Genomic DNA, 13,244 nt, shown 5'->3' on the forward strand with positions numbered 1-13,244 from the left:
TTACAAATCGTGGCTATTCTTAAAGGTAGGTGCTTTAAATTTAAGACATTAATAAGCCTAGACTATGTTGAATCAAAAAGAGAATCTTCCTCAGCCTTCCAGCATGGCAGCACGTTTAGTGGGCCGTGTTCTTCTCGTTTGTAGTCTTCTTGCATTCTTGGTAGCGACGTTTGCCTTGTATTTGGATTATCAGGCACGCACTGAACAGATGCGTCAAAATGCGTTGCTGATTCAAAAGACCGATCTGGCCAGTATTACCAACAGTGTCTGGCAGGAAGACACCACCCAATTACAAGTCACCGCACAAGGGATTTTCCGCGATCCTGACATTAGTTATATCCGTGTTTTTCATGATGAGCGGACGCTGGCGGAATTCGGTGAAATGCCGCTTGAACCCAAGTTTTCTTACCAGTGGCCATTGGTTCATCAGCAATTTGGCAAGACCTATCAACTGGGTTATCTGCAAGTTGAAGTTGGCCTTGAAGGTATTTACAGCGCACTGATCGAACGTTTTGTCATGTTGCTGCTTTTCCTGGGCGGCGCAACGCTGGTGCTTGGTGGTCTGGTGTTCTTTATCGTTTATGTTGATGTTGTCCGGCCACTGGTCTGGATGTCTCATGGTGTGACCAAGTTTGGGACTGATAACTTGCCGCAGCCGATTGAGCGTCCGAACAAAAAAATGGGCGAAGAACTGGTGACGCTGTACACCCAGTACAACGACACGATCGAGAAAATGCGCGAATACAGCTCAGAGCTGAAAAACGCCAAGATACAGGCGGAAATGGCCAACCAGAAAAAGAGTGAATTTCTGGCCAACATGAGCCATGAAATTCGCACGCCAATGAACGGCATCATTGGGATGGCATCATTGCTGAAAGGCACCCGTTTGGATGAGGAACAGCGCGAGTTTATCGAAATGCTGGAAACGTCATCATTGTCGCTGCTCGATATCATCAACGATATTCTCGACTTCTCGAAAATCGAAGCGGGTAAGCTGGAACTGGACTTTGTTGAGCTCAACCTGTTTGAGCTTTGCAAAGACATCGAGCATTTGTTCCGGCTTCGCACCAAGGAAAAGGGGCTGGAGTTCGAATGTCGCCTCGATCAGGATCTGTCACCACTACTGATGGGTGATGCGCCGCGCCTTCGACAGGTGATGATTAATCTGGTCGGGAACGCCGTGAAGTTCACCCAAAGTGGTAGCGTACGTGTTGATATCCAGCAGGTTGATGAAGCAGGGGATCACATCACAGTGCGCTTTGATGTTAAGGACACGGGGATTGGTATCCCCGCCGACAAACTCGACACCATTTTTGAAAAGTTTGAACAGGCCGATGGCAGCATGAGCCGCAACTTTGGCGGAACAGGATTGGGCCTTGCGATTTCGAGTCAGATCGTCGAACTCATGGGTGGTCACATTGAAGTGGAAAGTCAGGAGGGAGAAGGAAGCCGTTTTTTCTTCACCGTAACTTTCGAGCGCGCACAAATGCCGGAAGCAACTCCGGTTGATGCCTTGCTTTTCTCTGACGCTGCCATGCTACTGGTGGATGACAGCCGTTTGAACATGAGGATCACCAGTGCACAATTGGGTAACTTGGGCTGTCAGGTGACATGTTGTGTGCACCCTGAAGATGCGGAAGATATGATTGCAGAGCGCATCGACACGGCCAAGCCGTTCAAGATCGTGATTCTGGATAAATTGATGCCGAATTCAGATGGCTTTTCGATCGCTTCTAAATTACGCAAGCGTTTTGGCAAGCGCTGTCCAAGCCTGATGATGATCACCGCCGCGCCGGAAGTACATGACAATGTGAAGCTGGAGAGTTTCAACATCGAAGGGTACCTTTCCAGACCGTATAAGTTTAACGATCTTCGCAATCACCTCACGAGCATCCTCCGTGGACAACAGGCGAAACTCGGCGTGATTTCAATGTCGGCTCACAAAGAAGTGCAAGCGTCGAAAGAGACTGGTTTGGCTGAACCTTCGACCTACTCGGGTCGTGTGTTGGTGGTGGAAGACACTTTAGTGAACCAGCGGGTTACACAGGCCATGCTTGGGAAACTCGGGGTGGAAGTGGTGATCGCTGAAAACGGACAGGTGGCGATCGATTATTGCAAAGAAGGCATGTTCGATCTGATCTTTATGGACTGCCAAATGCCCATCATGGATGGTTATCAGGCTTCCCGACTCCTTCGTGAGCATGAATATGCGCCTCATACACCGATTGTTGCCTTGACCGCTAACGCGACGGCGCAGGACAGGGATGAATGCCTGAGATGCGGCATGGATGATTACATTGCCAAGCCGGTTAGCAAAGCGGAACTGGAGCGGATGATCAAAACGCACATGCCGGGTTCTGAGCGGGGAAAGGCTAAATCGATCTGAGGGGCGGGGTGACAAACCTTCGCAAATAAAAACGCCTGCTCTCGCAGGCGTTTTGCTTACTTGGACTCGTTACATTACATCTTCAACAAGATAAAACATCTCGTCGTCGTTGCTCTTTACTTCAATATTTACATTGCTGACTTCCATTGCTGGAGCAGTTCATCGTAGTTGATGGTCTGGCCTTGCGGCTTCTCGTTGCTCAGCTTGGCTTTCGGTGCGCCCGGCAGATTCAGCCAGTACTCTGCATCACGTGGCTTGTTCAGCTTAGGACCACAGTCGCCTTGTACTTTTGCACGCTCAAGACGCTGAAGTACGCGGTCTTGCGCTTTCGCCAAACCGTCCAGTGCTTCCTGAGGTGTTTTCTCGCCGTTTGCTGCTTCCGCAATAAATTGCCACCACAGTTGCGCCAGTTTTGGATAGTCAGGCACGTTGGTACCGGTTGGTGTCCACTGGACGCGCGCAGGGCTGCGATAGAATTCCACCAAGCCACCCAGCTTCGGTGCCACATCTGTCATTGCCTGAGAGTTGATATCAGACTCACGGATAGGCGTCAGACCCACCAGCGTTTTCTTAAGAGACACGGATTTCGCGACAGTGAACTGCGCGTATAGCCATGCCGCCATACGGCGTTTTGGATCGGTCGATTTCATCAGAGTCCATGAACCGGCATCCTGATAACCGAGTTTCATGCCATCTTCCCAGTAAGGACCGCGAGGTGAAGGTGCCATGCGCCATTTTGGCGTGCCATCTTCGTTCACTACAGCGAGACCCGGTTTGGTCATGTCAGCAGTAAAGGCGGTGTACCAGAAAATTTGCTGAGCGATTGAACCCTGTGCTGGAACCGGGCCTGCTTCCGAGAAGGTCATGCCCTGTGCTTCCGGTGGCGCGTAATCACTTAACCAATCAACGTATTTGGTGGTGGCATAAACCGCCGCAGGGCCGTTAGTGGCGCCGCCACGCTCAACGCTGGAGCCTACAGGTGAACAGCCTTCAACGCGGATACCCCACTCATCAACGGGTGTACCGTTTGGAATACCTTTGTCACCGGCACCTGCCATTGAGAACCATGCGTCAGTGAAGCGCCAACCCAGAGAAGGGTCTTTCTTCCCGTAATCCATGTGGCCGTATACGCGTTCGCCATCGATCTCTTTCACGTGAACAGAGAAGAATTCGGCGATGTCTTCATAGGCAGACCAGTTAACCGGTACACCGAGTTCATAGCCGTAAATGTCTTTGAACTTGGCTTTCAGGTCATCACGGGCAAACCAGTCGGCGCGGAACCAATAGAGGTTAGCGAACTGTTGATCAGGCAGTTGGTAGATTTTGCCGTCCGGGCCGGTGGTGAAACTGATGCCAATGAAATCGTCCAAATCCAGAGTAGGCAGGGTCACGTCTTTCCCTTCGCCCACCATGTAATCGCTGATTGGGAACACTTTGCCGTAGCGGAAGTGGGTACCAATCAAATCAGAGTCATTGATATAGGCATCGTAGATACTGCGGTTAGACTGCATCTCCGTTTGCAGTTTTTCCACCACGTCGCCTTCCTGAATCAGGTCATGAGTGACCTTGATGCCGGTGATTTCCTCGAAGGCTTTCGCCAGCACTTTGGACTCATACTCATGGGTGGTAATGGTTTCTGAGACAACCTTGATTTCCATGCCACGGAAAGGTTTGGCAGCGTCTGTAAACCAGGCCATTTCCTTGAGCTGTTCCTCTTGGCTTAGCGTGGAAGGGGTAAACTCATCGCCAACCCACTTCTTTGCTGCGTCGCTGTACTGATCGGCGAGGGCCGCCGGCGCCAGTAGCAAGCTGATCATGAACCCAAGCGGTGTCCATTTGTTTACAGCAGGCAATTGCTTCATAGTTTCGCTCCTTTGTCGTTTTGTCCTAACCCCAACGTAAAACCGAGATAAGCCACACGATGGCGATCCCGAAGGGATACCAGATAGGCAGATCCGTCATTCCGATGAAGAAAAGGTGGATATAGGCACTGCCGAGCAGTCCTATAAAGAGTCGATCACCCCGGGTTGTGCGGATAGGCAAAAATCCTTTCCTTTCCACACAAGGACGGAGTACTTCGAATACGGTCATTGCCACCAACATGCAGGCAATGGTGATAAAAAACAGGGCGCTCGGGAGTGTCCAGGCCATCCAATTCATGTCATTTCTCCTTATACACGTCCGAGTGCAAAGCCTTTGGCTACGTGGTTACGCACAAACCAGATAACCAACAGGCCGGGAACAATGGTCAACACACCCGCTGCGGCGAGCACACCCCAGTCGATGCCAGAGGCACTGACGGTTCGGGTCATGGTCGCCACAATAGGTTTTGCGTTAACAGAGGTGAGTGTTCGCGCCAGCAGTAGCTCAACCCAGCTGAACATAAAGCAGAAGAACGCGGTGACACCGATCCCTGAGCGGATCATCGGAATAAAGATCCGCCCAAAGAAGCGCGGGAAGCTGTATCCGTCGATGTAGGCGGTTTCATCAATCTCCTTTGGCACGCCGCTCATAAAGCCTTCCAGAATCCATACCGCGAGCGGTACGTTGAAAAGGCAGTGGGCGAGTGCCACAGCGATATGGGTATCGAACAAACCCACGGAGCTGTAGAGCTGGAAGAAGGGCAACAGGAATACTGCAGGTGGTGCCATTCTGTTGGTCAGCAGCCAGAAAAAGAGGTGCTTGTCGCCGATAAACTTATAGCGCGAGAACGCATAAGCGGCAGGCAACGCAACCGCCAGTGATAGCAGGGTGTTGATACTCACGTAGGTGAGTGAGTTCAGATACCCCGAATACCAACTTGGGTCGGAGAAGATGACCGCATAGTTCTCCAACGTGAAGCTCTGTGGCCAGAAGGTGAGGCCACCTAAAATCTCTTCGTTGGTTTTAAATGACATCATCAGCAGCCAGTAAATCGGCGTCATCAGAAACACAATGTAGGCGAGCAGGCCAAAGGTTTTTCTGTTCATGGCTTAGCTCCTTTTGTCCATGTTGGTCATTGCGGTATAGAACACCCAACACACCAGTAAGATGATGAGGAAGTAGATGATCGAGAAGGCGGCGGCAGGGCCGATATCAAACTGACCGACGGCCATTTTGGTTAACGCCTGTGAAAGGAAAGTGGTGGCGTTACCCGGACCACCGCCTGTCAACACGAAGGGCTCGGTATAGATCATGAAGCTGTCCATAAACCGCAGCAGGACACCGAGGAGCAGCACACTCTTCAGTTTGGGCAGCTGGATGTAGCGGAACACAGCCCAGTTCGATGCGCGGTCGATTTTCGCCGCTTGATAGTAAACATCCGGAATGGCACGAAGGCCTGAGTAACAAAGCAGGGCAACCAGAGATGTCCAGTGCCAGACATCCATGACCAGCACGGTAATCCACGCATCGACGGGATCGGAGGCATAGTTGTATTCCACCCCAATGTTGTTGAGGAACCAGCCGAGTAAGCCGATATCTGCTCGCCCGAATATCTGCCAGATGGTGCCGACAACGTTCCAGGGGATAAGAAGTGGAATGGCAAGAACGATCAATACTAGCGAGGCTTTAAACCCGCGTGCAGGCATGCACAGCGCCACCGCGATACCCAGCGGGATTTCAATCGCCAGTACGCAGAAAGAGTAGATAAACTGACGAACCAGAGAGTCGTGTAAACGTGGGTCGTTCAGGATTTCCTTGTACCATTCTGTACCCACGAAGTAGCGGGTATTCTGATCGAAAATATCCTGAATCGAGTAGTTCACCACCGTCATCAACGGGATGATGGCGGAGAAGGCGACCAGCAGGAATACTGGGAGTACCAGTAGCCAGGCGCGGTTATTTTCCGTCTTAGTTTGCATCCTGACCTCCTGTCGCGCTTGCGCTTTCTTCCGGCTCTCCGGCCAGATACTCATCGATGTAGAGCTTCAGCCACTGAGCTGGGAAGCTGATGTGGGCGCGCCCTTGGGGAATCGGCGCTTCTTCAGCGATGCGTAGTTTGATGGGTTGGGTACCAAACATCGCCGTGACGATTTTGTAGGTGCCCAAATCCTCTACGTGCTGTATAGGCACTTCCCAAGAATCCTCTCGTTTTTCCTGCCACACATGCACGAATTCAGGACGAATGCCGACCTTAATATTCTTGCTGCTGGTGTTTTCCAGCATCTGGCGCTGAGCGTCCGTTAGGGTGATGGGCATGTCTTCAAAAGACACATTGCCATCAGCGGAGCGCTGAACAGGCAAGAGGTTCATGCCTGGGCTGCCGATGAAAAAACCCACGAAAGTGTGGTTGGGACGCTCGAAAAGTTCGCGTGGAGAGCCAAACTGTACGATTGTCCCGTCAAACATCACGGCGATCTCTTCTGCGAAGGTAGCGGCTTCGAGTTGATCGTGGGTCACGTAAATCATGGTGATGTTGAACTGTTCATGGATCTGACGAAGCTTGCGGCGCAGTTTCCATTTAAGATGCGGGTCAATAACCGTCAGTGGTTCATCGAACAGAATGGCGGAGACATCTTCACGCACCAGACCGCGACCCATGGAGACTTTCTGTTTTTCATCCGCGTTAAGGTTGCTGGCGCGTTTATCCAGCACGCTGTTGAGTTCCAAGAGCTCAGCCACTTCACTGACACGTGAACGTACCTTGGCTTCCGGTGTTTTCATGTTGCGAAGTGGAAAAGCGAGGTTGTCGTATACCGTCATGGTGTCGTACACCACAGGAAACTGGAAAACCTGCGCGATGTTGCGCTCTTGTGGCGCAAGTTGGCTGACATCCTGCTTGTCAAACATCACTTCCCCTTCTGACGGCGTCAGCAGGCCGGAGATAATGTTCAGCATGGTACTTTTGCCGCAACCGGAAGGGCCCAACAAGGCGTAGGCACCGCCATTGCGCCAGGTGTGGGTCATTTTCCGGATGGCATAATCCTCGCGGCTTTGAGGTGAAGGCTTGTAGGAATGCGCCAAGGAATTAAGAATGATTTCTGCCATATTGTTACCCCCCTATGCCCGGCGTTGGCTGGACGCGACGCGCAGACTGAATGAGCTTTTGTGACTCATCGAAGACATAAAGTTTGTGGGTAGGCACATAAATACTGATCTTCTGATCAACGTCGTAGTCGTGAACCCCCGGTAAGTGGAGCACCATATTGATGTCGCGGTTTCTGACGTGCAGGAAAGTTTCACTGCCACTGATCTCCGCCAGTTCGACATCAACGGTCAGTTCTAAATCGTCATCATTGTTCGGCACCAAACTGAGGTGGTTAGGGCGGATGCCAAACTGATATTCCCCGTCGGTTAATTCACCAAGGTCCGTGTTGAGTGGAAAGTGAATGTGTTCGTCGAAAGAAACGTTTCCGCCGCCGACACGGCCACGGATCAAATTAATGGGCGGTTCACCAAAGAGTTCAGCACTGGTGACTGAAGATGGGTGGTGGTATACCTCTGCGGTTGGCCCGGATTGGATCACCTTGCCTTCGTGCATCAGAACCACATTGCCGCCAAGAGCGAGGGCTTCGTTAGGCTCTGTGGTGGCGTAAACTGCAATGGTGTTGCGCTCGGCAAACAGTTCCCGCATTTCCTGACGAAGCTCTTCACGCAGTTTGTAGTCGAGGTTGACCAAAGGCTCATCAAACAGAATTAAGTCAGCGTTTTTCACCAGTGCCCTTGCCATGGCAGTGCGTTGTTGCTGACCGCCTGATAGTTCGAGAGGCAGTCGATCGAGAAACTGTTCAATGTGAAGCATCTCTGCCGTTTCCTGCACTTTCTGCTTGATGAGTGCTTCAGGCTGTTTTTCCAATCGCAGCGGTGAGGCGATGTTTTCGAAGACGGTTAGGTTGGGGTAATTGATGAATTGCTGATAGACCATGGAGACATTGCGTTCCCGCACGGGTACGCCAGTAACATCCTGTCCATTAAAGAGCACGCGGCCGCTGGTGGGTTTATCCAGCCCTGCCATCAGGCGCATCAAGCTCGTTTTCCCCGCCAGTGTTCTGCCGAGCAAAACGTTAAAAGAACCGGGTTCTATCCTCAGGTTAATGTCGTCCAACCACGTTTCATGGTTGCTGATCCTTGTGACGTTCTCCAATTCGAGTGACATGTAAACTCCCTGTTTAAATAACGACGTGCTGTACTGGCGACATCGTCAATTGCGCGAACGCGCATTAATTTTCGAATCCGAATGTCATACGCTAGATTCGTGCCAGAAGTTAAATTAATGTTAATTAACTGAATTTAAAGGGATAAAAATAAGTGTGAACAGCGTCACTGTGTAAGAAATGTGAACATATTTGTTGACTGTTAACAAAATGTGAACAATGCTTGACAGTCTTGTTGTTGTTCGAACGCGCACGGATTGGTGGTCAAATGAGCGATCTGGCTCACTCTCACGATGAGGTTATACAGGCGTCTTGGAAACGGTGCCGCTCATTTGGGCTTAACCCAAAGAGCGCGCCAGCAATCATTCGTTTGAACAAAGGGGATTGGGAGGATGCACAAGGCAAATCCAAAGACCTAATAGTGACAACACAAGAACAGGTGCTGCCTTACTATGAAAATATTCTGGTAAACAGCAACAGCTTGGTATTACTGGCTGACAGCAGCGGAAACCTGCTTAGCCGTTGGGGGCGTCCAGGCTTTATTAACCAAATGGAAGGACACCTCTTCGAGCAGGGGACGAGTTGGCTTGAGAGGTTTAATGGTACCAATGCTGTGGGCACGGCATTGCAGACAGGCGAATCCGTTGTCGTCGGCCGGGATGAGCACTATCTGATCGCGAATCGCTATATGACCGCTTCTGCTGCACCCATCTTTAACAGTGAGCGTGAGCTTGTTGGGGTATTGAATATCTCATCCGATGCTTATCTACCTACTTCCCATGTGAATGGCATGGTGAAAGTGATGACGCAGTCGGTTGAAAACCAGCTCATCATGGCTACTTATCGCCAGCACTATTACACCTTGGTGTTCAATAACAGCGAGGATAACCACACCAGCCAGTGGGCGGGATTGCTGGTTTTCAATGATGCAGGTGAGATAGTGGCCGCCAACCGACGGGCAGATTTGTTAGTCGGTCATGTGCTGAAGGGGTTGAACATCGAAATGGTGACTGGGATCACCACGCTAAAATTATCAGCGCACCCAGAAAACCAAACGCTTTCATTCCTCGGTATTTCGAACTATCGCTTGTTTGGTACGCTCAAACGCCCCCTCACCAATATGATCCGCACGCCGCCATCGCCACTGGCTACCGTCAAATTAAAGAATGAATCAAAGCCTGTTGAAGCCGTATCTGGTGAACGTCGACTGTCAGACCTGGATCTTGGCGATCTGAAAATGCAGAAAGCGATCAAGCAGGCTGCCAGTGTGGTCAACAGCGACATTCCATTGGTCATTCAGGGAGAAACAGGCGCTGGCAAGGAAGTATTTGCTAAAGCGGTGCATGCATCTTCCGACCGCGCGGATAAGAAGTTTGTGGCGGTGAACTGCGCCGCCATTCCCACTGAGCTGGTGGAGTCAGAGCTTTTTGGTTATGTGAAAGGGGCGTTTACCGGTGCCAATAACAAAGGCAGCATGGGTTATATCAGGCAAGCTGATGGCGGCACCTTGCTATTGGATGAAATCGGGGATATGCCGCTTCATGTACAGGCAAGACTGTTGCGTGTACTGCAGGAAAAAGCGGTGACGCCATTAGGAAGCACGGACAGCTACCCTGTTGATTTTCGTGTTATCAGCGCGACCCACCAGCCCTTGCGTGAAGCCGTATCCAAAAAACAGTTTCGCGATGACTTGTACTACCGGATAAATGGGCTGACGTTGTTTCTCCCTTCTCTGGCCGAAAGAAATGATGTCAAAGCCTTGGTTGAACGCTTGTTGATCGAACTGACAGAGGACAATCAACCCCCCGTTAGCAATGAGGTATTAAACCTATTCGAACAGCACCCTTGGCCGGGTAACATTCGGCAGTTGTTTAACACCCTGCGTGTCGCACTGGCGTTGTCCGACGGTAATATGATCCATACCCACCATCTTCCCGATGACTTTTTCTTTGATCTGAAAGCGCAGCCAACATCTCAGGAAGCGTCCAATACTTATCAAAATGAAGCGCCTCTTCTCCAAACGCTTGGCTGGAGAGACACCCTACCAGAACTTTATTCCGCAACAGATGGGAATATTACCCGCATCGCTGAGCTTTCCGGCGTGAGCCGAAACACTATCTATAAACGTCTTCGAGCATTAGGGCTGAAGTAGCCTTTACCACTAATAAAGCATTCAAAGTATCAATTAATCGGGCTTGTGATATTTGCCATGTCAACATCAAAGGCGGCGTGTTGCGCGCAACTTTCGTCATGGCGCGAAGAAACAGGATGAAACGACTAATGATAATTTGCTCATATCGGGAAGTGTGTCGCAAATCACATTTTTGTTTTCTGGGTGGATATTGATTAATTATTGAGCGGTTAATGGATTGTTATTACTGGGGTTTTGTTGAATCAAAGATGAATGATTAACCTCACTAAATGTGGTTTTGTTTCACTTTTGTGACTGTGTATTCAAATAAGGAGGTATTTTATGAAGAATAAATAACTGAGTGATTTTTGGTCAATGTGACTGTCAATAGCTTATTTTGTTAATTTTTGTAGCGTTGAACTCTGTGTTTTCAGAATGTTAATTTTTATCTCGCAGCATTTTTGCAAATGGAATTTATAAGAAATACAGGAACGTATTCTATGAAAAAGACACTTTTAGCAGTAGCAATCCCGGCAGTACTAGCAGCAGGCAACGTAAACGCATTTGAAGCATTCAGCAGTGACGAGGGTGCTGTAGAAGTCTACGGTCAGCTTCGTACTACGCTGGCGAAAGAACCAAACAAAGACCTTGAGCTTAAAGATGGCAGCTCTCGTGCAGGTATTAACGCAAATTATTCGATTGCAGAGGGTGTTGAAGCGCTTGCAACTCTTGAATACAGCATCAGCTTCGACGCAGATGCTCTGAAAAACCGTTTAGGTTACTTCGGCTTCACTGGTGACTTCGGTACTGTTTACCTTGGCAAACAATACAACACGGCAAGTGATCTTTGGGGACCAAGCGAAGGTTACTTCTTTGGTGGAAGTGCGATTCCACAAGGTGCTCTGTCCGGTGGTAAGCACGATAGCTCAATTCGTTACATCTACAACGCAGACTCATTCTTTGTTGATGTCTCTTACGGTCTGCCAGAAGATGATAAGAACCCAGAAATCGTAGATGTGTTTGGTGGCTTCAGTGTATCAGGCTTTGACGTGACACTGGGTGTGGCGAAAGAAGAACACAATGCTTGGGGTGAAGGTAAGCTAAAAGTTGAGGATCTGTTCCGCACCGCTTGGGTCTACAAAAGCGTAGGTGATTTCACGTTTGGTGCAGGTTATGCAGCAAGCACAACTGAAAGTAAAACTGGCAATCGTGAAGTAGAACGCTCAGGTATCACTACCTCTGTTCAATACAATGTAGCAGATCACATTCTGGTTTACGGTGGCGCAGAATTCTCTGAATACGAAGCTAACTTTGTTCCTGAAACAATCGATCAAAAAGGCGACGCGACTAACTTCTACTTGGGCGGTCATTACAAGTTCAACCAGTACTTCCGCGTATACAGCGAAGTCGCGTTTGTTGATGGCACCACTCTTGGTTTTGAAAACAAAGAGTCTGACATGAAAGTTAAAGCAGGTAGCTCAGCTGACAGCGATGTACGTTACGCAATCGGTGCACGCGTATACTGGTAATCAATCAGTAAAACACGCTTAAACTTCACACTGTCTTTAAAGCCCAGCAGGATGCTGGGCTTTGTTGTATCTGCTTGTTGTGTTGAGAACAAATCCAAAAACTGCCGTTGGCGCACGTGCAAAAGTTAACCGAATATTTTACAAAGAGATTTGGCACATGTTCTGGCTCAGTTTCGGAGAGATTCCATGCTCGATAAAATGGCGTTCTTTATCTATGTGATCCGCACTGGGTCGATTTCCTCTGCAGCGCGCCAGTTTAACGTTTCAGTGTCGGCAGGCAGTCGCTGGCTTCAGGAGCTAGAGCAGCATTTCGGCACGACACTTTGCCATCGTTCCAACCGCCTTTTAGAAGCCACCCCGGCCGGTCAGACGCTGTATGAAGAGTTCTCGCCCATTGTCGACCGAGCCGAGCGCATCAGCCGTAAGCTGGAAGGCTTTCAGGATCATGAAAAAGGCCACATCAACATCGCCTGTACGCCAGTTTACGCCAATCATTACTTGATGGGTAAAATAACCGAGTATTCCAGACTCAACCCGAAAGTGACCTTCAATATTAATGTCACGCCTTGGGCGCTCGATCACGCCAGCACCAGCGATTTGATGATCAGTGCTAACGCGCGGTTTCAGGGTTATAGAGAAAAGGACCTTATGTTGGTGAAGCGGGAACTGTTGGCCTCTCCCTTTGTGGTCGTCGCTTCTCCTAACTACACAGAAAAGCAAGGCTTACCGACGCAGCCGGAAGATTTGCAGGATCATGCCTGTCTGGTGGCGACCACACTCACGGGCAGTAACGAATGGATTTTCCAAAAAGGCGTGGAAACCATCGTCATGAAAGTACCGAAAACCATTGAAGTGAACGACAGCGACCTATTGCTCCGTGGCGTGACTCAAGGGGCCGGCGTGGCTTATCTGCCGCAGTTTGTGACTGAGCCTGCGATTGAAAATGGCGCGCTTGTCCCGTTGATGCAAGACTTTGAAACCAGTACCTGGAGTCTTAATCTCTATTATCACCCTTCTGGGGTTGCCTCTCCCGTTGCCAGCAAGTTCAAGGACTTTCTGCTGGAAAAACCTTGCTGAAATTATACCCAAACGACCTGAAGCTGCGCGCATTCAGAGGTCATCAA

Annotated in this window: 10 protein-coding genes; 4 read left to right on the forward strand and 6 right to left on the reverse strand. The window is 49.9% G+C overall.

Annotated elements, in window-relative coordinates; genetic code table 11:
• Positions 1-64 precede the first annotated feature (64 nt).
• Positions 65-2,386: a response regulator gene (locus RN22_RS07900; protein WP_046303821.1), complete on the forward strand. Its 2,322-nt coding sequence runs from the start codon at positions 65-67 to the stop codon at positions 2,384-2,386.
• 128 nt (positions 2,387-2,514) lie between these two features.
• Here the strand turns inward: RN22_RS07900 and RN22_RS07905 are convergent, their stop codons facing one another.
• From RN22_RS07905 to RN22_RS07930, 6 genes are read right to left on the reverse strand one after another with little or no spacing between them, the layout of a single operon-like run.
• A complete protein-coding gene (locus tag RN22_RS07905; RefSeq protein ID WP_046303822.1) occupies positions 2,515-4,248 on the reverse strand; it encodes an ABC transporter substrate-binding protein in 1,734 nt (577 codons plus the stop codon).
• Between the two features lie 25 nt (positions 4,249-4,273).
• Positions 4,274-4,546, reverse strand: a complete 273-nt coding sequence (locus tag RN22_RS07910; RefSeq protein WP_002536746.1) for a DUF2160 domain-containing protein — start codon at positions 4,544-4,546, stop codon at positions 4,274-4,276.
• Between the two features lie 11 nt (positions 4,547-4,557).
• Positions 4,558-5,355: a carbohydrate ABC transporter permease gene (locus RN22_RS07915; RefSeq protein WP_002536748.1), complete on the reverse strand. Its 798-nt coding sequence runs from the start codon at positions 5,353-5,355 to the stop codon at positions 4,558-4,560.
• A 3-nt stretch (positions 5,356-5,358) separates the two neighbouring features.
• Entirely contained in the window at positions 5,359-6,228 is an 870-nt protein-coding gene (locus tag RN22_RS07920; protein ID WP_046303823.1) for a carbohydrate ABC transporter permease, read from the reverse strand.
• The gene (locus tag RN22_RS07925) at positions 6,218-7,354 is read right to left on the reverse strand and encodes an ABC transporter ATP-binding protein (protein WP_046303824.1); all 1,137 of its coding nucleotides are present in this window, start codon (positions 7,352-7,354) and stop codon (positions 6,218-6,220) included. The genes RN22_RS07920 and RN22_RS07925 overlap by 11 nt, the downstream gene beginning before the upstream one ends.
• A 4-nt stretch (positions 7,355-7,358) precedes the next feature.
• The gene (locus tag RN22_RS07930) at positions 7,359-8,462 is read right to left on the reverse strand and encodes an ABC transporter ATP-binding protein (protein ID WP_046303825.1); all 1,104 of its coding nucleotides are present in this window, start codon (positions 8,460-8,462) and stop codon (positions 7,359-7,361) included.
• Between the two features lie 266 nt (positions 8,463-8,728).
• Between RN22_RS07930 and RN22_RS07935 the strand changes: the two genes are divergently transcribed.
• The 3 genes from RN22_RS07935 to RN22_RS07945 all read left to right on the forward strand — a co-directional run bounded on the left by RN22_RS07935 (position 8,729) and on the right by RN22_RS07945 (position 13,197).
• Entirely contained in the window at positions 8,729-10,612 is a 1,884-nt protein-coding gene (locus RN22_RS07935) for a sigma-54-dependent Fis family transcriptional regulator (protein ID WP_046303826.1), read from the forward strand.
• Positions 10,613-11,091: 479 nt separating this feature from the next.
• The gene (locus tag RN22_RS07940) at positions 11,092-12,120 is read left to right on the forward strand and encodes a porin (protein WP_046303827.1); all 1,029 of its coding nucleotides are present in this window, start codon (positions 11,092-11,094) and stop codon (positions 12,118-12,120) included.
• Positions 12,121-12,306: 186 nt separating this feature from the next.
• Complete coding sequence (locus RN22_RS07945) at positions 12,307-13,197, forward strand: LysR family transcriptional regulator (RefSeq protein WP_046303828.1); 891 nt, start codon at positions 12,307-12,309, stop codon at positions 13,195-13,197.
• The last annotated feature ends 47 nt before the right edge of the window (positions 13,198-13,244 follow it).

The sequence above is a fragment of the Grimontia sp. AD028 genome, from assembly GCF_000973155.1.
Classification (GTDB): Bacteria; Pseudomonadota; Gammaproteobacteria; order Enterobacterales; family Vibrionaceae; genus Enterovibrio; species Enterovibrio indicus.

Coding starts and splice junctions, on each gene's coding strand:
- RN22_RS07900 (WP_046303821.1), top strand. CDS start 65: ATGTTGAATCAAAAAGAGAATCTTCCTCAGCCTTCCAGCATGGCAGCA.
- RN22_RS07905 (WP_046303822.1), bottom strand. CDS start 4,248: ATGAAGCAATTGCCTGCTGTAAACAAATGGACACCGCTTGGGTTCATG.
- RN22_RS07910 (WP_002536746.1), bottom strand. CDS start 4,546: ATGAATTGGATGGCCTGGACACTCCCGAGCGCCCTGTTTTTTATCACC.
- RN22_RS07915 (WP_002536748.1), bottom strand. CDS start 5,355: ATGAACAGAAAAACCTTTGGCCTGCTCGCCTACATTGTGTTTCTGATG.
- RN22_RS07920 (WP_046303823.1), bottom strand. CDS start 6,228: ATGCAAACTAAGACGGAAAATAACCGCGCCTGGCTACTGGTACTCCCA.
- RN22_RS07925 (WP_046303824.1), bottom strand. CDS start 7,354: ATGGCAGAAATCATTCTTAATTCCTTGGCGCATTCCTACAAGCCTTCA.
- RN22_RS07930 (WP_046303825.1), bottom strand. CDS start 8,462: ATGTCACTCGAATTGGAGAACGTCACAAGGATCAGCAACCATGAAACG.
- RN22_RS07935 (WP_046303826.1), top strand. CDS start 8,729: ATGAGCGATCTGGCTCACTCTCACGATGAGGTTATACAGGCGTCTTGG.
- RN22_RS07940 (WP_046303827.1), top strand. CDS start 11,092: ATGAAAAAGACACTTTTAGCAGTAGCAATCCCGGCAGTACTAGCAGCA.
- RN22_RS07945 (WP_046303828.1), top strand. CDS start 12,307: ATGCTCGATAAAATGGCGTTCTTTATCTATGTGATCCGCACTGGGTCG.